Source organism: Streptomyces sp. NPDC032472 (assembly GCF_040636955.1).
In the GTDB taxonomy this organism is placed as follows: domain Bacteria; phylum Actinomycetota; class Actinomycetes; order Streptomycetales; family Streptomycetaceae; genus Streptomyces.
In genome coordinates, this window is record NZ_JBEZVK010000017.1 from 40,675 (window position 1) to 60,845 (window position 20,171).

At 69.9% G+C, this 20,171-nt stretch carries 22 protein-coding genes and 1 pseudogene; 12 read left to right on the forward strand and 11 right to left on the reverse strand.

The genetic code is table 11. From position 1 onward, the window contains the following. Positions 1 to 130: 130 nt before the first annotated feature. The 5 genes from AB0F11_RS13745 to AB0F11_RS13765 form a co-directional block, all read right to left on the reverse strand. Entirely contained in the window at positions 131 to 331 is a 201-nt protein-coding gene (locus AB0F11_RS13745; protein WP_362172056.1) for a hypothetical protein, read from the reverse strand. A gap of 3 nt (positions 332 to 334) precedes the next feature. Beyond that, positions 335 to 850 (reverse strand): hypothetical protein, encoded by a 516-nt coding sequence (locus AB0F11_RS13750; RefSeq protein ID WP_362172058.1) that lies wholly within the window; start codon positions 848 to 850, stop codon positions 335 to 337. A gap of 246 nt (positions 851 to 1,096) precedes the next feature. After that, the gene (locus tag AB0F11_RS13755) at positions 1,097 to 3,436 is read right to left on the reverse strand and encodes a DUF2637 domain-containing protein (protein ID WP_362172061.1); all 2,340 of its coding nucleotides are present in this window, start codon (positions 3,434 to 3,436) and stop codon (positions 1,097 to 1,099) included. 152 nt (positions 3,437 to 3,588) lie between these two features. After that, on the reverse strand, positions 3,589 to 3,954 hold the full coding sequence (locus tag AB0F11_RS13760; protein WP_362172064.1) for a hypothetical protein: 366 nt from the start codon (positions 3,952 to 3,954) through the stop codon (positions 3,589 to 3,591). Positions 3,955 to 4,054: 100 nt separating this feature from the next. Further along, positions 4,055 to 4,312 (reverse strand): hypothetical protein, encoded by a 258-nt coding sequence (locus tag AB0F11_RS13765; protein ID WP_362172067.1) that lies wholly within the window; start codon positions 4,310 to 4,312, stop codon positions 4,055 to 4,057. A 66-nt stretch (positions 4,313 to 4,378) separates the two neighbouring features. Between AB0F11_RS13765 and AB0F11_RS13770 the strand changes: the two genes are divergently transcribed. From AB0F11_RS13770 to AB0F11_RS13785, 4 genes are all read left to right on the forward strand, one after another. Next, the gene (locus tag AB0F11_RS13770) at positions 4,379 to 5,497 is read left to right on the forward strand and encodes a tyrosine-type recombinase/integrase (protein WP_362172070.1); all 1,119 of its coding nucleotides are present in this window, start codon (positions 4,379 to 4,381) and stop codon (positions 5,495 to 5,497) included. Continuing rightward, a complete protein-coding gene (locus AB0F11_RS13775) occupies positions 5,494 to 7,779 on the forward strand; it encodes a tyrosine-type recombinase/integrase (protein ID WP_362172073.1) in 2,286 nt (761 codons plus the stop codon). The genes AB0F11_RS13770 and AB0F11_RS13775 overlap by 4 nt, the downstream gene beginning before the upstream one ends. Further along, the gene (locus AB0F11_RS13780) at positions 7,766 to 8,182 is read left to right on the forward strand and encodes a DUF6262 family protein (RefSeq protein ID WP_362172076.1); all 417 of its coding nucleotides are present in this window, start codon (positions 7,766 to 7,768) and stop codon (positions 8,180 to 8,182) included. Before AB0F11_RS13775 ends, AB0F11_RS13780 begins: the two co-directional genes overlap by 14 nt. Positions 8,183 to 8,272: 90 nt before the next feature. Beyond that, a complete protein-coding gene (locus tag AB0F11_RS13785) occupies positions 8,273 to 8,818 on the forward strand; it encodes an AAA family ATPase (RefSeq protein WP_362172079.1) in 546 nt (181 codons plus the stop codon). Between the two features lie 66 nt (positions 8,819 to 8,884). On the opposite strand, the pseudogene AB0F11_RS13790 reads toward AB0F11_RS13785, so the two are convergent. From AB0F11_RS13790 to AB0F11_RS13810, 5 genes and pseudogenes are all read right to left on the reverse strand, one after another. Then, a pseudogene (locus AB0F11_RS13790) lies at positions 8,885 to 9,007 on the reverse strand (DUF5999 family protein); the annotation flags it as partial. A gap of 217 nt (positions 9,008 to 9,224) precedes the next feature. Continuing rightward, positions 9,225 to 9,410, reverse strand: coding sequence for a hypothetical protein (locus tag AB0F11_RS13795; RefSeq protein ID WP_362172082.1), 186 nt, complete (start codon positions 9,408 to 9,410; stop codon positions 9,225 to 9,227). Positions 9,411 to 9,547: 137 nt separating this feature from the next. Next, positions 9,548 to 9,892, reverse strand: coding sequence for a hypothetical protein (locus AB0F11_RS13800; protein WP_362172085.1), 345 nt, complete (start codon positions 9,890 to 9,892; stop codon positions 9,548 to 9,550). Beyond that, a complete protein-coding gene (locus tag AB0F11_RS13805; protein WP_362172088.1) occupies positions 9,889 to 10,422 on the reverse strand; it encodes a WhiB family transcriptional regulator in 534 nt (177 codons plus the stop codon). Before AB0F11_RS13805 ends, AB0F11_RS13800 begins: the two co-directional genes overlap by 4 nt. A gap of 762 nt (positions 10,423 to 11,184) precedes the next feature. Then, entirely contained in the window at positions 11,185 to 11,565 is a 381-nt protein-coding gene (locus AB0F11_RS13810) for a hypothetical protein (RefSeq protein ID WP_362172091.1), read from the reverse strand. Between the two features lie 184 nt (positions 11,566 to 11,749). On the opposite strand from AB0F11_RS13810, the gene AB0F11_RS13815 reads away from it, so the two are divergent. From AB0F11_RS13815 to AB0F11_RS13845, 7 genes are all read left to right on the forward strand, one after another. Continuing rightward, positions 11,750 to 12,082, forward strand: a complete 333-nt coding sequence (locus tag AB0F11_RS13815) for a GntR family transcriptional regulator (protein ID WP_362172094.1) — start codon at positions 11,750 to 11,752, stop codon at positions 12,080 to 12,082. A 153-nt stretch (positions 12,083 to 12,235) separates the two neighbouring features. Then, positions 12,236 to 13,669 (forward strand): helix-turn-helix transcriptional regulator, encoded by a 1,434-nt coding sequence (locus tag AB0F11_RS13820; protein WP_362172097.1) that lies wholly within the window; start codon positions 12,236 to 12,238, stop codon positions 13,667 to 13,669. Between the two features lie 21 nt (positions 13,670 to 13,690). Beyond that, positions 13,691 to 14,371: a dihydrofolate reductase family protein gene (locus AB0F11_RS13825; RefSeq protein ID WP_362172100.1), complete on the forward strand. Its 681-nt coding sequence runs from the start codon at positions 13,691 to 13,693 to the stop codon at positions 14,369 to 14,371. After that, complete coding sequence (locus AB0F11_RS13830) at positions 14,371 to 14,838, forward strand: deaminase (protein WP_362172103.1); 468 nt, start codon at positions 14,371 to 14,373, stop codon at positions 14,836 to 14,838. Before AB0F11_RS13825 ends, AB0F11_RS13830 begins: the two co-directional genes overlap by 1 nt. 76 nt (positions 14,839 to 14,914) lie before the next feature. Continuing rightward, positions 14,915 to 15,220 carry a helix-turn-helix transcriptional regulator gene (locus tag AB0F11_RS13835; protein ID WP_362172105.1) on the forward strand — a complete coding sequence of 102 codons (306 nt, stop codon included), beginning with the start codon at positions 14,915 to 14,917 and terminating at the stop codon, positions 15,218 to 15,220. A 713-nt stretch (positions 15,221 to 15,933) separates the two neighbouring features. Then, on the forward strand, positions 15,934 to 17,403 hold the full coding sequence (locus AB0F11_RS13840; RefSeq protein ID WP_362172108.1) for a helix-turn-helix domain-containing protein: 1,470 nt from the start codon (positions 15,934 to 15,936) through the stop codon (positions 17,401 to 17,403). Positions 17,404 to 17,413: 10 nt separating this feature from the next. Then, positions 17,414 to 18,259, forward strand: coding sequence for a DUF721 domain-containing protein (locus AB0F11_RS13845; RefSeq protein WP_362172111.1), 846 nt, complete (start codon positions 17,414 to 17,416; stop codon positions 18,257 to 18,259). A gap of 24 nt (positions 18,260 to 18,283) precedes the next feature. Here the strand turns inward: AB0F11_RS13845 and AB0F11_RS13850 are convergent, their stop codons facing one another. Next, complete coding sequence (locus AB0F11_RS13850; RefSeq protein WP_362172114.1) at positions 18,284 to 19,309, reverse strand: DUF6083 domain-containing protein; 1,026 nt, start codon at positions 19,307 to 19,309, stop codon at positions 18,284 to 18,286. Positions 19,310 to 19,517: 208 nt separating this feature from the next. On the opposite strand from AB0F11_RS13850, the gene AB0F11_RS13855 reads away from it, so the two are divergent. Then, positions 19,518 to 20,129 (forward strand): DUF721 domain-containing protein, encoded by a 612-nt coding sequence (locus AB0F11_RS13855; protein WP_362172117.1) that lies wholly within the window; start codon positions 19,518 to 19,520, stop codon positions 20,127 to 20,129. The last annotated feature ends 42 nt before the right edge of the window (positions 20,130 to 20,171 follow it).

Genomic DNA, 20,171 nt, shown 5'->3' on the forward strand with positions numbered 1-20,171 from the left:
CGTCTCCATTCGATCAGTCACTCCCGGTCACGAATCCGGGGGGCCTCACGCGCGCGTATAGGCGCGCATGATGGGCCCCCCGGATTCACGGGGTGAGGCGGTGATGATGAGCCGTGATGAGCGCGGAGCGTTACGGCGACGGCGGCCGGCCCTGCTGCTCCGTCGTCCAGCCCTGGAGCAGCAGGACCAAGTCGGCCCACGCCCGGTCGTCGGTGCCCGCCAGGAGACGGGCCAGGTCCCACAGCGCGGTCGCCCGCGCCTTGTTCGTGGTTGTCTCCGCCAGGCGCTTATTCCAACGCGCCGTCTGACCCTTGGAAAGGTGCGGGGCCACTTATCAGGCCCTCTTTTCCAGAAAGTCCAGGAAGGTGTTCTGCCCGCCGTCCGTGCCGGTCTTCTGCACGACTCCCTTCCCATCGCCGGTCGGCTCGACCAGCGCGCTGGTGAGGCCGTTGAGGTGCCCGGCAGTGTTGACCGCGCGGGCGGTGGCCAAGCCCTTCTTCTGGACCTTCTCCAGCTCCTTCTTCTCCGCCTTCTCCTCGCGCCTCGCGGGCAGTTCGACGTAGCGCCGCTGGAATTCGGCGTCGAGCTTTCCGGCGTGGTTTACCGCGTCCCGCAGGTCCTTTTCGAGCTGCGCGAGCGGACGGGAGGCGAGATAGGCCCGGATTCGGGCCTCGAAGGGCTTGTCCCCGTCGAACTTGATGTTCTCCAGGTCGGACCGGTACTCGCCGAGCAGGGCCCTGACCTCGTCGGCCATCTGCCGCAGCCGCTCGCGCTGCTGGGCGGCGTACACGGCGGTGCCGCCGGGCTTCATCAGGTGGTCCGAGGTCCACCGGTTGCTGTTCTCGGGCATGGCTGAAGACCTCCAGGTCTCGGGGGTGGGGATGGGGGAAGGGTTCGTGGGTCCGTGTCCCCGAGGCGTGCGTGCGGGGCCGGGGTGGTGCTCGGTTCGGGCGGGCGGTCCGCGCCCCGCTCGGGGCGGGTACGGACCGCGGGCCTGCCGGCCGTGGCCGTCACCGGTCCGCGCTCACCCTCGGGAGCGTGGGCGCGGACCGGGGGCGGCCATGAGCGGCAGGGAGTGTGAGCGCCGGGCGGGCGCTCAGGCGTTGACCGGGACGCTCGCCTCGGCGCTCACGCTCGCGCTCGCCGGGGCGCTCGGGGTGCCCTCCTCGACCTGCTCGCGCAGGCGCTGGGCGGTCGGGCGGGAGACCGGCTCATCGGACAGACCAGCCTTGGTGAGCGCGTCGCGGATCTCCGTCCACTGCGGACGGCGCCCGAGCTCGGTGTAAAGAAGACGAATCCGTTCGTGGCGGCGCTCGGTAAGCGCACCCTGCTCGCTGCGCGTACGAGCGCTCTCCGCTCGGTGAGCGTCGTCGTCCTCCACCGCGCGCTCACCTCGGTGAGCGCCCATGGTGAGCGCCGGGCGCTCGCGCTCGCCCTCCCCGTTGCCGGAGGTGAGCGCGCTCACCTTGGGGTGAGCGTCGCCCTGTTCGGGGTGAGCGTCGGCGCTCACGTCCGCGCGCTCCACAGTGTGAGCGTCCTCAGGGGTGAGCGCGTCGGCGAGCGCGGCGGGCGCGGTGTCGAGCTTGAGCGCCATCCGCTTGTCCAGCGGCGCCTTCCACCGCCAGAGCCAGCCGTACTCCTCCTTCAGCTGCGCTCGCAGGTAGGTGAGCTCCTGGAGACGGGTGAGCGCCTCCGCGTAGGAGGTGATCTCCCACAGGATCATCCGGCGGCGCAGCCGGGCGGTCGGGATCGGGGCGAGCAGCCAGCGGCTGCGCCGCACCGTCTCCATCCGGACCTTGCCAGTGACCGCGCCGATCCTCGTCGCGTACACGTGGGAGGCGATCTCGGAGAAGACGACCCACAGCAGGGTGAGGGCGGCGTGCCCGATGCGGCCCGACGCGGAGTCCGAGGCGTTCCAGTTCAGGTACACGGTGACCGCCGTCAGCGCCCGGGGCACCCAGCGGATCCAGCGCAGCTCCATCCCCATGCGGATCAGGACCAGGTTGGCGCCGGTGAATGCCGGGATGGCGACGTCAATGCCGACCGGCAGCAGCCACGGCCACTCCCAGCCCCATCCTGCCGCCTTGGTCTCCAGTGCGGTGTAGGAGGAGAGCAGGCCAAGGGTGGAGACGACCGCGGCCGCCAGGACGATCCCGACGACCAGGAGCAGCTCCTGCCCGGACAGCGGCGGGACACCGCCGGCGGGCCGGGCCTCGTCGCGGATCCTGCGCCGCTCGGCGCGGGACTCGGCCCGGATCTCCCGGCGCCGCGCCCGCCGCACGGTGCGCTGCGTTGCCGCCTCGAGGATCCGCTCGGCCTCGGCCAAAGCCAGGGCGGCGGCGGCCTGATCGGCCGTGGCCTTGGCCGCCGCCTCCTGGGCCGACGTCTGGTCCGTCCCGGCCTGCTCGCGCAGCCGGGCGACATCCTTGTCGACCGCCGCCCGCAGCTCCTCAGCCGCAGTGCGGGCGTCGTCCAGGGCGCGGTCGGCGTCGGCGCGAAGGCCGGCAGCCAGCTTCTCCGCCCCGGCCCGCACCTGTGCGGCCTGCCTATCCGCGCTCTCGCGGGTCTGCTGCGCGTCGGCACGGGCGCGCTCCAGGACCTGCTCGGCGTCCTTGGCCGCGCCCGTGCGGGTGTCGGCGGCGGTGCGCTCGGCCTCGGCGAGGAGCTCGGTGCGCTTGTCCGTCGCGTCGGCGAGGGCCTGCGCCGCCTCCCGGCCGGCCTCCGTGCGGACCCGCTCGGCATCGGCGGCCGCGTCGGTCAGGGCGTCCTGCGCCTGGCGGCGCGCGTCGGCCAGGACCTCCTCGGCCTTCCCGGCCGCGGCCATTGTGAGGGCGTCGGCCTTGCCGCGCGCGTCGGCGAGCAGCTGCTGCGCCGTCGCCTCGGCGTCGGTGCGGACCTGCTGTGCGTCGGCGGCCGCAGAACTGGCGGCGTCCTCGCGGAGCCGGTCGGCGGCCTTGGCCGCGTCGGCCAGGAGCTCGTCGGCCTTGCCGGTGGCCTCGGCGGTGAGGGCCTCGACCTGCTCCCGGGCGTCGGCGAGCAGCTGCGCTGCCTTGGCCTCGGCGTCCGTGCGGGCCTGGTCGGCAGCCGTGGCGGCGTCGGCCAGGATGCGGGACTGCTCGGCGGCGGCCTCCTCGGTGAGGGTGGCCGCCTGCGTGCGGGCGCCGTCCAGCAGTTCGGCGGCGCGGGCCTCGCCCGCGGCGACGATCCGGGCGGCGTCGGCGACGGCCTGGTCGCGGAGGTCGGCGGCACGGTCGGCGGCGTCGGCCAGAACCGGGTCGGCCTCCTCGTGCACCAGCGGCGCGGCTTCCTCGGCGACCGGAGCCTCGTCCTGATCCGCAGCGGGGGCCGGCGGCGTCTGCGGCTTTGCGGTGATGGTGCGGGGCCTGGCGGGCCTCTTGGGCTGGCCCCGGCGACGGGCAGTGGTCTTGGTGGCCACGGGGGGATGTCCTCTCATACGTTCCGGCGCCTCCGTGAGGAAGGGCACCGCGGGGCAGCGTCGGTCGGTAGGGTCAGGACCAGGTCCTCCGAGGCCCCGGCAGCTCTAATGCCGAGGACTCGGAGGACCGCTGTGCTGCGGGGGCTGGTGGGTCAGTCGCTGGCGGGCAGCTCCGGGCGGCGGTTGGCCATCTGGCGCTGCTGGGTGAGCCAGGCCATCGCGGCCGCCGTCATCTCGTCCGCCGCGCCCGCGGTGTTCAGCGGGGCGGTGTCGATGTCGCGCATCGCGTCGACGGCCGGCAGCGGCCGCATGTAGTCGGGGCTCGCGGCGTTGACCTGGCGGCCCGACGGCAGCGGGGTCAGGTCGTAGGTGACGCCGCCCACACAGATTCGCTCGACGCGGCAGACGAAGGTGTGGCCCTCCTGGCCGGTCCAGAACATCTCCGGGTTGCGGTAGAGGACGTACTGTCCCCGCTTGTAGGTGATCACGGGGGTGGTGCTCTGGGCGGTGTCGCGCACGGCAACTCCTCGGTCGTGGTCGTCCGGGCTGTCCGGCTCCCAACACCGCCCGCACCGACCGCCAGGATTCGGCGGTCCGTGCGGGCGGATCAGGCAGCCGTCAGGCCGACGGCGAAGTGCCGGAGGAGTTGGCCAGGGTCGCCATCGCCTCCTGGAGCGTGACCGCGTTGGTCTTGCCGCTGCCGACCGTGCCCCCGATCAGCGCGTGGGCATCCGCGAGCCGGAGAGGCAGCGGACTGGCCACGGCGCCGGTGGGCCGGTGCGGGGCGACGATCCGGCCATCGGGGAGCAGCTTGCCGGTGTCCTCGACTATGCCGATCCGTCTTCCGGGTGTCTTTGATGTCCAACTCGCGGTCATGGAATGGCCTTTCGGTGCTTCATGGACGGGTTCTGTTCGCGTGTCCATGTCGGCCTGGGGTGTGGTGTGTCGTTCGCTGTGCAGAGGCTGCGGCTGACCGATGACGGTCCGCTCTCGTACACCGTGGTGGGGGGCGACGGCTTGCCCGTCGCTGCGGTGGAGGACTTCCTTGCGTACCTGGCCGCGACGGGCGCGTCGCCGAACACGGTGCAGGGCTACGCCTACGACCTGCGGGACTTCTTCGTCTGGCTGGAGCAGGTACGCCTGGACTTCCGGCGGGTGCGGCTTGAGGTCCTTGCTCAGTTCTTCGAGTGGCTGCGGCGACCGAAGCCAGCCCGCGCGGCGGGAGTGTTCGTGCTCCCGGATGTCGGCCAGGCGCTGGAGAACACCACCCTGCAACGGAAGCGGGCCGCGCTCGCGTCGTTCTACCGGTTCCATGCCCGACGGGACGAGCGTGTGCCCGCCTTGCTGGGAAACCTGCTGGCCAGGCAGCCGACCGGCCGCTTCGTGCCGATGCTGGCGCACACCCGGCGCGGCGGCGAAGTCGAGCACAGCCCGATCCGCATCCCCGCGCACCGCAAACCCCCGAAGACCCTCAGCAACGACGAGGTCCAGCGGCTGATGACAGCCTGCAACCGGCGACGAGACCGGTTCCTCATCGCTCTGCTGGACGACTCGGGTCTGCGGATCAGCGAAGCCCTGGGGCTGCGTCACGCCGACCTCAACCTCCGCAGGGGCGAGATCCACGTCGTTCCGCGCGAGAACAATGCCAACCACGCTCGGGTCAAGGGCATGAAGGGCCGGACCGTCCCGGTGAGCCCGGAACTGTTCGACCGATACGCCACCTACATGGAGACCGAGTACGGTGCCCTGGACTGCGACTTCGTGTTCGCCAACCTCTTTCGAGCACCGATCGGCTCCCCGATGACCCGGGCGAACGTCAACGAACTGGTGGAGCGCCTTCAGAAGCGAACCGGCATTGCCCACTTCTCGCCGCACGCCTGCCGGCACACCTACGCCACACGACTGCTGCGGGCCAAGGTTCCGATCGAGGTCGTGGCTGAGCTTCTCGGTCATTCCAGCTCGCAGACGACCGCGGAGGTCTACAGCCACCTCGACGTCGAAGATCATCGCAGGGTGCTCCTCTCGGCTGGGATCATCAAGGACGGGGTGCCTGACCAGTGACCGCACCGCAGAAGCGGCAGGCCGCTACGGGGCTTCTGGCGAAGCTGATGGCGACGGTGCGGCCGGAGTTCCGGGCCGAAGTGTTCTGTCCGCCTCGCGACAGCCCGACGTTCTTTCCCGGCGAGTGCCGTGTTCCGTCCTGCCCGTCCGCGCTGACCATGGGCCGGCTGCTGCTGTGTCGCACCCACCATCACCGCTGGGCGGCCGCGGACCGCCCAGCCGACCTGGACACTTGGTCCGCGGAGGAGGACACGCGACTGCACCAGCGCAACCAGGTGCTGGACTGCCTGCTCTCCGGCTGCAACCGGGCGAGGGCAGCCCGCGGCCTGTGTCACCGGCATGCCTGGCGGTGGAACCGTGCGGGACGGCCACCCCTCGACGAGTGGGTGGGACGGACCCCCTACCAGCCGCCGCAGACGGGGGCAGCGGAGCGGGCCTGCGAGTTCCCGGACTGCTCTCGCTGGACCGACAGCACCAACGCGCCGCTGTGTCACACGCACTACAGCCGCTGGCGCAAGCACGGCCGCCCTGATCTCGTCAGCTGGTACGACGGCCTCGTCCACCGCGGCGACCCGAAGATCCGCCTGGGCCAGCTCGACGCCGGACTCCGTCTGGAGTTCCAGTTCGGACTCCAGCATCGCCTCGACGAAGGGTTGCGTTTCACGCCCGCCCGGGATGTCCGGCGCGCGGTCACCTGGGTGTGTCAGGCGCCGGTCACCAGCCTTCTGGACTGGAGCGAGGACCACTGGCGTGATCACGCAGCACCCGTCGGGCCCAGCGGACGGCGCCACGGCTACAACGTCGTGGCCTTCCGCTTCATCGCGGACACCCGCTTCGCCCTGGAGCACCTGCTCATCGCCGATGACCCGTGGGCTGACCAGTATCCGCGCGACACCTGGGACCTTCGCCACCTGGCCCTGGCAGAGGGCGAGTCGCGCTACCTGCGCTTCGGGAGCATCCCTCAGCTGTGGTTCAGGGAGGTGGTCAAGCGGTGGTGCCGCTGGCGCATCAGCACGGACATCAGCGTCAACACCGTCGCGAACAACCTGCGTGCCCTGACCCACTTGGCCCGGCACCTTCGTCCGGACGCGGCACCCGCTGACCTGACACGCGCACGGATCGAGGGGTGGATTGCCGCCCTGAGCATCGACTACCCGGACGTCTTCACCCGGCGGACGGCCATCAACGCGCTGGGCCGCTTTCTGGCTGACGCCCGGGCTCACGACTGGCAGCCGGACCTTCCCCGTGACGCCGTCATCTACAACGACGCCCCAGCCCTGCCGCCGGCCAAGCCGCGCTGGATTTCCGAGCACCTCATGCGCCAGCTGGAAGACCCCGCCAACCTGGCGTTGATCTCCGCTGATGATCTCCGCCTCATGGTTCCGCTGCTGATCTCCTGTGGTCTGCGCATGAAGGACGCCCGCCGTCTGCGGTTCGACTGCGTCACCCGCGACGACACCGGAGCCCCCTACCTGGCCTGGATCAACCACAAGATCCACGGACGTGCGGCGTTCTTCCCGATCAGTCAGGACCTGGCGGACGAGATCGCCGCGCAACAGCGCCGCGTCCGGTCGCGCTTCCCGGCCGGGAGCCGCTTCCTGTTCCCCGGTTCGCAGGCAAACCTCAACGGCAGCAAGCCCGTCTCGGACACCTGGTGCCGCAGGACCATGGAGATCTGGCTGCACCGCATCCGGCTCCTCGACGAGCATGGACGCCCCGCCAGGGTCACCTTCCACCAGTTCCGGCACACCCTGGGCACCCGGCTCATCAACGCCGACGTCCCGCAGCATGTCGTCCAGCAACTGCTCGACCACATGTCGCCGGAAATGACGGCCGTCTACGCGAGGTTCCACCAGAAGACGCTGCGGGAGCACTGGGAGAAAGCCCTCAAGGTCAATGCCGAGGGCGAACCAGTCGCACTGCCCACCGACCACCCGCTTGCCGACGCCACCTGGATGCGACTGTCCCTCGTGCGCGCCAAGGTCAGTCTCCCCAACGGCTACTGCGGAGCCCCCATCCAGACCGATTGCGAATTCGCCAACCCCTGTCTGGACTGCCGTTTCTTCATCACAACCGGCGACTTCCTCGACCAGCACCGGCGCCAGCGAGAGGAGACACGCAGGCTGATCGACGACGCGGCGAGGGCCGGACTCTCCCGCATCGCGGAGAAGAACACCCGCACGCTCGGCAAGCTCGACACCATCATCGACGCCCTGGAACAGGCCGGACCGCAGCAGATCGTGGCCGGCGGAAAGGTGACCGATCTCGATGCCGCCGGCTGACAACTCCCGCTTCCTCGTCGAAGCCTCGAAGGCCCGCAGCCGGCAGGCACGCGAGCGCGCCGAAGATGCCATCAGGACGGCTGCCCGCCGCAGCGAACGGCCCACCGTCGTCGGCGTCGCGAACGCGGCTGGTGTCTCCCGGTCCTGGCTATACACGCAGACCGACCTCATCACCGCGATCAACCAGCTCCAGCAGCGAGACCCGGCTCCCCACCGCAGTCTTCGACACGCAGCCAGCGACGTCTCCCTGCAACGCAGGCTGGAGACCGCACTCGAACGCAACCGGCAACTCCGTGATCAGGTCGCCGACCTCACCCGAAAACTCGAGACCGCCCACGGCGAGATTCGCCGCCTCCGCACTCTGACGGCCGCGCCATCGAATGGAGGTGCTGAGCACCGCTGACTCTCGCGACGCGTCGGCGCGGGTGCTGCGCAGACCGGTCCTGTCCGGGACGCCAGCAGTGACTCCGTTCCCCCAGATAGGGTCACCGGCATGATTATTTGGCTGAACGGGACCTTCGGCGCCGGCAAGACGACGACCTCGAAGGAACTTGCCGCGCGGCTTCCAGACGCAAGGGTCTTCGACTCCGAGACCGTCGGCTTCATGCTGAGGCCTGTCCTCAACTCCGTTCCCGTCAACGACTTCCAGGACTGGCCACCATGGCGAGGTCTGGTCGTGGAGACCGCGTCGCAGGTCCTCGACTTCGTCGGCGGAGTACTCGTAATCCCCCAGTCGGTGCTGGTCGAGCAGTACTGGGGAGAGATCCACGCCGGGTTGGCGAAGGCTGGCATTCCGGTGCGGCACTTCGTGCTGCACACCGATCCAGACACGCTGGCCCACCGCATCGAGAGCGACATGGTCGAAACCGGCGCTCGGCAATGGCGCCTGGACCACATTCCTCGCTACCAGGACGCCCTGACCTGGCTGCGTCGAGAAGCCGAAGTCATCGACACCACTCACCTCTCGCCCACCCAAGTTGCGCAGACGATCGCGAGCAGCGTTTCCAGCTGCGCCACTGGAGACGATTCGATCACCTGACATCGACATGTCCGTCTCGCAAACCACCAGGTCACAGGCGCCAGAAATCACAGAGATCGACATAACCTCGAACACCAGGACGGAGTTGCAGAGGAGGCTCCAGCCCTGTTCGGGGTGGGAGGCGATGGTGTGCGCGGCCTCGCGGTCGGGGCTGTCGGCGGTCGGGCACGTCGGCCGGTGCGTGCACAGGGACTCCGGCATCCGCCGGGCCGTGCCGGTGGTGGTCGCGGTGTCGAGCTGGGTGCTGCGCTGCATGAGCTCTCCTGGCAGGGGGCGGGCCCGAGACTCTCCCGGACCGAGGGCGTGTGAAAGGGCGGCCGCCCGTGGTGCGGGCGGCGGGTACGCGGCGGGCCAGGGCTGCGGTCGAGAACCTGTCCTCCGGGCCCGCCAGGCGGGACAGCGTCGGTCAGCTCTTGCCGCGCCTGGTGAGGGGCGGGTGGATGTCGGTGACGCGGTGGCCGGCCTCCCAGGCGGCCGCCGCGGTGAGAACGGCGGCCGCCAGAAGCGCCTGGGTGAGGGGGTGGGTCAGGCCGCGCGCGGCGATGGCCCGTACCGCGTGATGCTGGGCGGTACGGGCGGCCGGTGTGTGCAAGCGGTCCTACTCCTTCTCGGGCTGCGGCTGCGGCGGCGTTCCGCAGGTGCAGGGATCGTGCCGGATCGACTGGTACGGCTTGCCGTCCGCGCCGACCGAGTTCACGGTGACCAGGGTCGGCGGGTGGCCGCAGCCACTCACCGGACCGTGCCCGTCGCGCTCGGCGGCCGGGCCGGGACGGCGGCGGTCTGGCCGCAGCGGCAGGTCCAGAAGCCGCACAGGACGCAGGCGTCGTCCGCCGCGCGGACCGGCAGGTTGAAGGTGAGCAGCGGGGGCCGGACGTAGCCGGGGGCCATCTCGGCGAGGGTGCGCCGGGCCCGGCGCCCTTCGGGAATCAGGGCGTCGTCCCGCTCGGCCATCGTGAGCAGCAGGGTGCCGAGCTGGTGAAGGGAGTCGGTCTCGTCCCGCTCGAAGCCGCGCTCGTCGTCCCTGCGCTCGATGTCGTCGATCTTTCCGGCGCGCGGGGTCAGGGTGGTGGTCATGCTGTGACCTCCCAGCCGGTACGGGCGCGGCGGGCGGTGCGCACCACAGCCAGCTTGGCGGCGAACTCGGCGATCCGCTCGTTCTGCTGCCTCAGGAGCTCGGCCTGGTGGCTCACTCCGGCGCTCTTGGTCGGCATCCTGCGGGCCTCGCGGTTCAGCTTCACGGCGAGGGTCGTGAGCTTGTTCCATTCCTGGTCGCTGGCCTCGTCGGCGGTGATCGCGGCGGCGAGGCGCTGGGCCTGGAGCTCTCGGAGGGCGACGAGCTCGCTGCCGGAGCGGCCGCCACGCACGAGGTCGTCGACGCGGTCGTTGCCGTCGCCGTCGCGCAGGGCCAGCTCCTCGCAGGCCGTGCGGACGGGGCAGCCGTGGCAGAAGCGGATCGCCTGGGCGCGCTGCGCCTGCCAGGTGGCCGGCGGCTCGCCGTCGGCCCGGAAGAAGAGGTCGGGGTCAGCCTGGCTGCAACGGGCACCGGCGTCGATCGCGGCCTGCAGTACCGGGCGCCGCATCCGGCGGGCCTGAGTGGATGTCATCCTGTGCATGTGCGTCTTCCCTTTCCGGAGGGTGACTGCAAAGACGACCCCCGGGCTTAGGCCCCCGGGGGTTCGTCGCTTTCTGACTGCTGTACGAGCAGCCACGGCCGCCGCCACCCGCATCTCGCGGGTGGCGGCGGCCGTGGTCGTTCGTCAGTGGCTGGTGTGGGACTGCTCCTCCGCGCTCTCCACCGCCCACCGACCGACCCGAAGATCGGGTAGTGCGCGACTGGGCAGCGCGGGGCTGCAAAAACAAGGGGCGCGGCCTCTGCCGCCGCGCTGCTCGCCTTGTCGTGCTGGAGGGAGGCGAGGTGCCCTCAGTCCCGACGCGACTCCTCGCCTCGGCTGGGACCGGGTGCCGAGGGTCTGGGAGCGTGTCGCGTCGTTCTTTTACGTCGTGTGGATGTCAGCCCTCCGGGCTCTCCATCAGTAATGAGCACCTGGCGGGTGTTACCGCCTCCAGGTCGCCAGAACTGAAGCGCCTGACGGGTCATCGCACGTGCCGACTGCCATCACCAGGGGTAATGGCGCCACACGACGGGTTTCCACTCACCCCCGGCTGGTGTGGTCACGGCCGGGACTGCGGTGGTGGATCACGCTGTTGAGTTCTCAAGGACCGGCCGCTGCCTTTCCCTCCCGCTTTCGCGTTCAGGTCCGGGCGGATGGTGTCGGGGCCGCTTTCGGCTCCCACATCCGGCGCCGCCAGGGGCGGTTCCGGGTGAAGGAGCCGGGTCCGAAGACCCGGCGTGGGGGCGGGGAGGATCAGGCCGCGAGCGGCAGGGGCGCCGCGGCGGCCGGCCGCCGCGTAATGCGCAGCTGCGCGGCGTAGGGGAGGAGCACGTCGACCAGGCGCTCACGAACGAAGTCGGTGACGGCCGGGTCGGCGGCGATGTCGCGGGCGGCGAGCATCCGGTTCTCGCGGGCCTCGATCGCGGCGACGGCGGCGGTGATGTCCAGGCCGTCCAGCCGCTCGTGGGCCAGGGGGCCGGCGGCGTACATCTCGAGCGGCGTGCCGAAGGCGACGTCCAGGTCCAGGTCGGCGAAGGCGGGGAGCGGCACCTCGACCGCCTCCAGGAGCGCGAGCGTCTCAGCGTCGAAATGCTCAGTGGCGAAACTGGCGGCGGGGCGGCGGGTGACGTTCATGGGGTGTGCTCCCTTCGGAGTGGCTTTGCGTGATCCCGAGAAGTGGCAGGTGGGGGCTTTGCCGCGCCCGCTCACTTTGTCGACACACATAACTTAGCTGATACAGTTGGGGGCGTGTCAAGCACTTGATTGAGGAAGCTATGGAAGCTAGCTAAGGCGAGGGGGTCGATCTACGATGTCGCTCATGAGCAACGAGGCCGTGCAGCCGTACCAGCGAATCGTTCAGGATGTCCGCGACAAGATCCGATCCGGTCGCCTGACCGCCGGCACGAAGCTGCCCAGCACACGGGAGTTGGCTGAGCAGTACGGCGTCGCGGCCGGCACCGTACAGCGGGCCTTGACCGAGCTGCGCACAGCCGGGCTCATCTACTCCCACCAGGGCCGCGGATCCTTCATCACGGACACGGCCTCCGACTCCAGCGAGGACTCGACCGCCCGCGCCCTCAAGGCGCTTGAGGAGCAGGTTGCCGACCTCGCTGCACGCCTTGAGCGGATCGAGAAAGGGCGCAGCGACTGACGTCCCTTCTCGCGTCTCGTTGCGCATGTTCGTCCCTCCTCGGCGGGTTCAACTTCGTTAGCAAAGTTGTAGGCCCGCCCCGGGAGCCAGTTCTAGATCGGGCGTGTATCCAGCCGCTGGATACGCCGAGTGGAGACATGGAGGGATCACCAAGTGGGGCAGCAGCCGAAGGTGCTGACGCCGGAGCAGTCGCCTCTGCACCGCTTCGGCTACACGCTTCGAAAGCTCCGTCAGGCGCAGAAGATGTCGCTTCGCGAGCTTGCTACGAAGTCCTTCATGTCGCACTCCAAGCTGCAGAAATGGGAAAACGCGACACGCCCACCGAAGGACCCGGCGGAAGTCGAGCTGATCGATTCCTTACTCCAGGCCGGCGGCGTGCTGGTCGACCTGTGGGAGCGCCTTGCCCCGGCTGTATCCGCGCGGGGCCATGTATCCGATTCCGCTCCCCATGTATCCGATGCGTCGCTCGGGCTGGCCATCGCTGGCACTCAGCAGGCAGCGTCTGAGCATGAGGGGATCTTTGTCCCCGCTCGTCTACGGGATGGATCGGTGGTTTTCGTGGCGCTCGGTCGACGCGCAATGCTGCGTGGTGGGGTGGGTATCGGTGCTGCAGCTGCATTCGGCACGGGTACGCCGGCGGTCGCGGACTCGGAAGTCCTGGAGGGCCTGAGGCAGCCCGCGCGGTCTGCCTCGGCGTACAGCGGCACGCCAATCGAGCACCTCAAGCGTGCCCGCCGACTGCTGATCGACAACGACAATCTGCTCGGACCACGGCACGCCATCGCAGCCGTGCGCGAGCACATCGACGCCATCAAGGACCTGCGCCGCGACGCTCAGGGCGTCGACCGACAGGAGCTGATGGAGCTGCAGACCCAGTACGCGGAGTTCGCCTCATGGCTCTACCAGGACCTGGGCGACTTCGACAGCGCTGAGTTCTGGCTCGACCGGGCTTTCCAGTGGAGCCACACCGTCGGCGACGGTGACCTGACCTCCTACGTCATGGCACGCAAGGCCCAACTCGCCGGGGAGAAGAGGGACCTGGTCGACGTTGTGGACCTGGCTGAAGCAGCCGAGCGCATGGCGCGCCCGCGTAGCCGCCTCGCGGCGGTGGCCCGGACCTACGAGTCGTACGGCCACGCGCTGCGAGGAGACTCCACCGACAGCGAGCGCGCGATCGACGACGTCCGCAACGCCCTCGATCGGGTCTCCAGCGACACGACCCCGTGGGGCGTGTGGCTGAACGAGCAGTACGTCGACGTTCACCGCGCTCAGGGCCTGGAGGTGCTTGGGAAGCACGCGCAAGCCGCGGAAATCTTCACCAACGCCATCAAGGCCCTGCCTGAGGGATACCACCGGGATCGAGGCGTGTACCTCGCCCGCGCGGCGGTTGCCCACGCCGGCGCCGGTTCGCCTGAAGAGGCCGCCACCGTTGGGCTTCAGGCTCTGACCGTTGCCAAGGACACCGGCTCCGGCCGAATCATGCGGGAACTCGCCCGGCTCGACAGGACGCTGGTCCCGTGGCAGCGCCAGCCCGAGGTGTCCGCATTCCGCGAGAACTTCGACGCCATCCTCGCTCACGAAGCCTGAGAGAAACGGATCACTACCCCAATGACCACGCGTCCGTACGTCATCCTCTCCGCCGCCATGTCGGTCGACGGCTACCTCGACGACACCAGCCCCAACCGGCTGCTCCTGTCCAACGCCGCCGACTTCGACCGTGTCGACCAGGTCCGCGCGGAGTCCGACGCCATCCTGATCGGCGCGAACACCATGCGGAAGGACAACCCGCGCCTCCTGGTCAACAGCGACGAGCGCCGTGCACAGCGCGTCGCCGACGGCAAGCCGGCCTATCCGCTCAAGGTCACGGTCACCCGCACCGGGGACCTTTCCGCCGACCTCAACTTCTGGCACCACGGCGGCGAGAAGCTGGTCATCACCGTCAACGACGCGGCGGAGAAGGTGCGCGCCACGCTCGGGGACCTTGCCGACGTCGTCAGCATCGGGCCGGACCTCGACTGGGGCCTGGTCCTCGATGAGCTCGGGCGCCGGGGCGTCGGTCGGCTCATGGTGGAAGGCGGCGGCACGATCCACACCCAGCTGATGGCCGCCGACCTCGCCGATGAAGTGCATTTGGCCATCGCCCCCCTGCTGGTGGGTCAGCCGGAGGCCGCTCGCTTCCTCGGTCCAGATGGTTACCCCGGCGGATCGACGGCCCGGATGAAGCTGCTGGAAGTTCGGGCGATCGACGACGTCGTCTTCGTTCGCTACGCCCCGAAGGAGCGCAGCTGATGTATGCACCCGACCGAGGCCAGGACCTGCGCTGGATGCAGCGTGCGATCGACCTTGCCGCGCTGTGCCCTCCGGCCGTAGGTGCCTACTCGGTCGGCGCGGTCATCGTCGGCGAGGACGGCACCGAGCTGGCGTCCGGATACTCCCGGGCGACCGGGCCCCGCGAACACGCGGAGGAGGTCGCCCTCGCCCAACTTCCGGACGGTGACCTGCGGCTCGCGGGCGCGACCATCTACAGCACGTTGGAGCCCTGTTCCCAGCGCAGCGCCTCCCGTACGCCGTGTGCGCAGCGGATCCTCGAGGCCGGCATCCCGCGTGTGGTCATTGCCTGGCGCGAGCCGAGCCTGTTCGTCGACAACTGCGTCGGTTACGAGCAGCTAGTGGAGGCCGGGGTGACGGTAGTGGAGCTGCCCGAGCTGATGGCGGCCGCGAAGGCCGTCAACGCGCATCTGGGGGACCTTGCCTGACGGGGCAGATGTCGCACCCCATCGGAGATCAAATGGTGTATGTTTCAGAGATCGATCGATCATGAGAGGCTGCGCCATGCCCGACCCGGACCGCTTGAGGCAGGTCGATGACCTGCTGGCCGGCCTGGACGACGTCCTCCCGCCGCCACACGTGCGCGCACAACTGCGCCTCGCCGCAAACCTCACGCAGCAGGACGTCGCGGACGCGGTGGGCGTAAGGCGCCTTGCCGTAGTGCGTTGGGAGCTAGGCAAGAGCCACCCCCGGCGCCCGCAGCGCGATGTCTACATCCACCTGCTCAAGCGGCTCGCGGAGCGCTTCCCCGAGGCCGCTCAGCTGAATGAGGGCATGCCGACGCCGGCCTCCGGAGGGGGGTCGGGATGACCTAGTGGCCATCGGCCGCGCGCGCCAAGAGGCGGACTTACCAATCCGCTGGCCTCGCGCGGCCCGTCTACCGACCGGCTTACCACCGTGTCGGTCGCTCAAGTCCCGGTTGCAGCCGGTCCTGAGCCGCGGCTCATCGAGCCGCTCATATCTCTATCGGCCCCTTACCAGGGCCACCAGCACCACCGGCCACTAACCAAGGCCACCACAGCCGTAGCAGTACCGATCCGCATTACCCGCGGGCCCCCACCACAGGGGCTTCGCGGTTCAGCAGGACCGGGAGGGGAGGAGAAATCTCCCCCCGCCCGATCGGCGTCCGCCCTCTTCTGACGAAGGGGGCGGCACCTAACACATCCGCACATCTGGTTCGGCCGGGCCCGAGGGCTCAGGTCGGTCCAGCTATATGGAAGGCAGGTCGTTTCTCATAGTGCACGATCTGGTGTCCCCTGAAAAGCCGACGCATACCCGTTTCGTCCCGTTTAGTGCGTTGTCGGGCTTCTGTTTGATCAGATTCACAGCCGGGCCTCGCGACCGCGCGACCGGTGTCGCGTTGCTCGCGCCCGCCGACCGCGTCCGGTCTTGCGGGACGCGCTTCAAGATTCTTGCCCGCCGGACGGGAGCGAACCGGGCTCTCGCCGCTTCCCGGACTCTGTCCACAGGCTGCCGCGCAAGGCTGCCGAGATGATCTCTATCTCGTACCTTCGGGCGGGCCGGTGAGCGCCGTGGCGGCGCCGGCCGCCGTGCTGATTCCTGGCCCGCGTGCGTCGGTCGACGGCGACGCGGTCTCCGTGCCGCCCGGTCTGTTCGTGCCGGAGGCGATGCAGTGGCTGTCGACGTCGTCGGGCCGGGTCGCCCTGGACGGCTATTCGTGGATGCAGGCGGTCCACTGGGTCGCCGGGGCCGGCCTGTACGCCCCGCGGGTACACAGGAACCACGGGCCGCGCTCGTTCGGGCCGACGACCGTCTACATCGCGCAGCTGCTCAGCGAGCTGTCGCCGTGCCGTCCGGGCATCGACTACCTGATGAGGCGCACCGGCCTGTCCAAGCGGGCCGTGCAGGACCACCTACGTATGCTCCGGGAGACCGGGCTGCTCGCGTACATCGTCAAGGGCACCCGGCTGGCAGGGGACGGCAACCAGGCGTCGGAATTCGCGCTGATGGTCCCGCCCCAGTTCGACCAGGCGCTGGGCATCAAGACGGTGCAGCGTGACCAGGACGCGCCCGCGTACACGCGCGCGATGACAGGCATCGCGGAGGCCGGCCGGGAGCTCATTGCGCAGCTGGCGAAGAAGGCCGCTCGGAAGATCCGCAAGCCGCGGAAGGCGACCGCGAAGGGCCCGGCGAAGCCCGCCCCGAAGGAGTCTGTCGCGGCCTGTGGGGCGGCTGTTTCGGATGAGGACCGTTGCACCCCAATGGGGGGTAGTTGCTCAAGTGTTTCTACTGCAGCTACTACCTCGCTTCCCTCTGAGACGACAGACGTCGCCAGCGGGAAGAGCGAGTCATCCATCAGGAAGGTGTCCGGCGAGAAGGCTCGTCGTGGGATCAACGCGGTGGGGCGCCGGTACCAGCTGGCTGCTGAGCTGATCCGGGAGGTCCCCTGGCTGGGCCGGGCTTCCACGCCCCGGATCGCCTGGGTGGTCCGGCACGTCGCCGACGCAGGCTGGAGCGCTGCCGAGGTCCAGGGATGGCTGCACGCCCGCGGCGAGGTCGACACCGTTCATCGCGCCTCGGGACTCCTCGCGACCCTGCTGCGCGGTGCCCACGAGATCGTCCGCACCCCCGAGGCCCGGGCCGGGCTGGTTTCGGACTGGCGTGACTCCCGCATCGCAGCTGCCCGCCGCCACCAGGAGCTCGAAGCCGTACCCCGGGGCCCCCGCAGCCAGGCTGCCAAGGCCGCATGGATGCCTTACCTCACCGCCCGCCAGGCCCTGCCGGCCGACTACGACAGGACTGCGGGCATCGTCGTCGACCAGCACCCCGAACTCGGCCCGACCGCCCAGGAGGCCGCGGACATGCGGGTCCTGGCCCTGGCCGAGTACCGCGACGGCCACGCCAGCCTGATCCGCTCCGTCATCACTAGCAACGGCCGCCGTGGCGCCGAGGTGATCTTCGGCGCTGGGCTTGTCCACCGCGCCCTCAACATCCCCCGCCCCACCCGCCCGATGACCACCGCACACCAGTAGGGAGCCCTCGATGACCAAAGCGAGCACCACCCCGCAGGCCCCGGCATCCGGTGTCGACCTCGCCCGCCAGGCCCTCGCCGCTGCCCGGGCCAGTGCCCGTCAGCAAGGTGAGCGGCCCAGCGGCTCCCGCAAAGCCCACCGTGCCCGCACGAGCCGGCAGCCGGATGGCCGCGAACCGATCGGGTTTGCCGCGCTCCTCGCCAGCCTCGTCACCGACCGGGCCTGGGAACTCCCGGCCGCCGGCGGATCCCTGGTCGACGAGTGGCAGGCCGTTGTCACCGACCTGACCGGGCACGTTGCCCTCGCCGGCTACGACCCGGACACCGGCGAGCTCGCCGTACGCCCCGCCTCCGCCCCCTACGCCACCGCCGTCCGGCTGCGCACCCGCCAGCTCATCGACGCCGCCAACCAGGTCATGCGCTCCGCCACGGCCGTTCGGACCATCCGGATCCTGCCGCCCGGTGCCGCCCGCGACGTCCCCCGCCCGGCCGGCACACCCCACACCGCCGCAGCCGCAGTCCCTGCTCCGCCCCGGACAGAGCCCTACGAGCAGCCCGCCGGCTACCGCGAGGCCATTGCCCAGCACCGAGCCCACCGCTACACCCGACCCGTGGACACCCGGATCGCCCAGGCCGCACTCGAACAGATCCGCACCAGAATCCTGGAGCCCGAGAGCGCCTTCGCCGAAGGACGAGCCGAGGCCGAACGCTGTCGCGAGCAGACGGAAAGGGAACTGGCCAGGGCCACTTCGGAAGCCCGCGCGCGGGCCCGCTCTCGCGCCGAGAAGGCAGGACTCACCCAGCTGCCGCAGCAAATCACTGCGACCACGGCCGAGGCCCTGAACCGCACAGCCTAAACACCCCGGCGGACAGTGCCGTTCTCAGTCCTGCCAGCGGCGATGGGTGGCTCGCCGAGCCGTGTGCTTGGGCCGACATTTCCAGCACAACCACCCGACATCCGGCACGATCTCCCGTTCCGGCACGGCTCCGACATTCCCGTTGCCGCATCCGGTGCCAGCACAGATCACTCGCGACTCCTCGGCCGCCGCAGCCGGCCCCGCGGCTGTGCCGGGCCGCTGGTGCCGCACATGCTGGCTGTGGCGGAAGATGTCAAAATGCTCGCATTCACGCGGGTGAGCATCTGGTGTGGTGCCGCCCGTGGCGTGCTGGGCACAGTGCTGGTGGCGCCAGCGAATGCTCTCCTGGTAGCTGACGCTATTCAGGCTCCACACCCACATGGTGTGCCCCTCCCACAGACCGTGGTCGCGCCGACGGCCGCGTGTGAAAGGGATCTCCAGTTCCGCCCACTCGCCCTGGTAGCCCGCCCGGGGGTCCAAAACCACGTTCTCGCAGCGCCCGTTCGTCGCATCGGAGAGCGCGACGCACGACAGCTCCTCCACCGTCGAGGGGACCAGCAGAAAGACGGAGTGGTAGGCGACCACATCCCGGCGCCAGGCCGCCGGACGTACATCCTTGTCCTGGTCGCCCTCGTCTTCGGGACCTGCCAGCGGGGCGCTGAACCGTCCCTCGCGGATCGCGGTCTGCATGTTGATGGCCGACTGGCGGTGAAGGTCGGCAAGACCGGCGTCCTGCATCTCCTCGCCGCGTTCTATCCCTGGGCAGACCGTCGGATGGGCGATCCAGCAGGTGTCGCTCACGGCCCCGGGACGGGCAAGCCCAGCGTCCACGCTCCACCGGGCACGCGGCGGTACCCGTGAGGTGGGGAACTGCTTCGGAATCAGGGGGATGCGGCCGCCATCGGCCCGGTCGAACCACCAGACCTTGTTGTAGCAGTACAGACAGCGTCCCGCGTTGTCTCGTCGCAAGGCCTTCGACGGCGAGTGCGGGTTGAGACGGAAGGCCTGCGACAGGCGGCTTCCGCCGTTGTCCCACGGAGACGTAGTCACGCTCATCTTTGTACGGCTTCACGTCCCAGCAGACCCGCGAAACCGCGCAATTGATTTCCGGTGGTTTGCGGCGCACGGTCCAAGAGGGATGATTCCCCCGGGCGCCCGCGAAGTCCGCTACCGAGCTGGCGGAGCCCGACGACGGTGGGACTTGCCCGCGGAAGATCAGGGTCTCGCCGCCCCCTCCGAGACACAGACCAGGACAGGGATGACGCAGCAGGGTGACAGCACGGGCGGGGATCTCGCCCGGATCGCACTCCACTACGCCCGGCAGGGTGCCCGCCGGCGCCGCGTGACACCGCCGCCTGCCCGTCCGCAGCGCCGGACAGATCGGGGCCCGGCACACATCAGCGCAGCGTTCACCGAGCTCCTCGCCGAGCGCGGCTGGGTCATCCCCGAAGTGCACCCTCTGCTGGCGCGGTGGCCATCCATCGTCGGCGGTGACATCGCCCGCCATGTCACTGCGGTCGACTTCCAGACTGGTGAACTCGTCGTCCGCGCCGATTCAGTGGCCTGGGCTGCGCAGATCCGGCTCCTTGCAGACCTGCTCGTCCCACGCCTCACCCAGGACTCCGGCACTGACCCAGTTCACGCAATCCGAATCCTGTCGCCCGCGGATGCCTCCCTCCCGGCAGAGCGGGGCATCGTCAATGCGGTGTTTGCACCAGTCACCCCTGACCCGCGTCTCGCAGCGCAGCCAGCCGAGGACCAGCCGGCGCACCCCTTCTACGCGCCAGCCAGCCCCGCTCACGCTCTGCCGGCCGCAGAAAGGACCCACGCCCTCGCGCTTCGCCGGGCCCGGGCCTCTCAACCATCCTGACCTCACATGGTCATCCGTCCGCACTGGCTACCCTGATGTGGG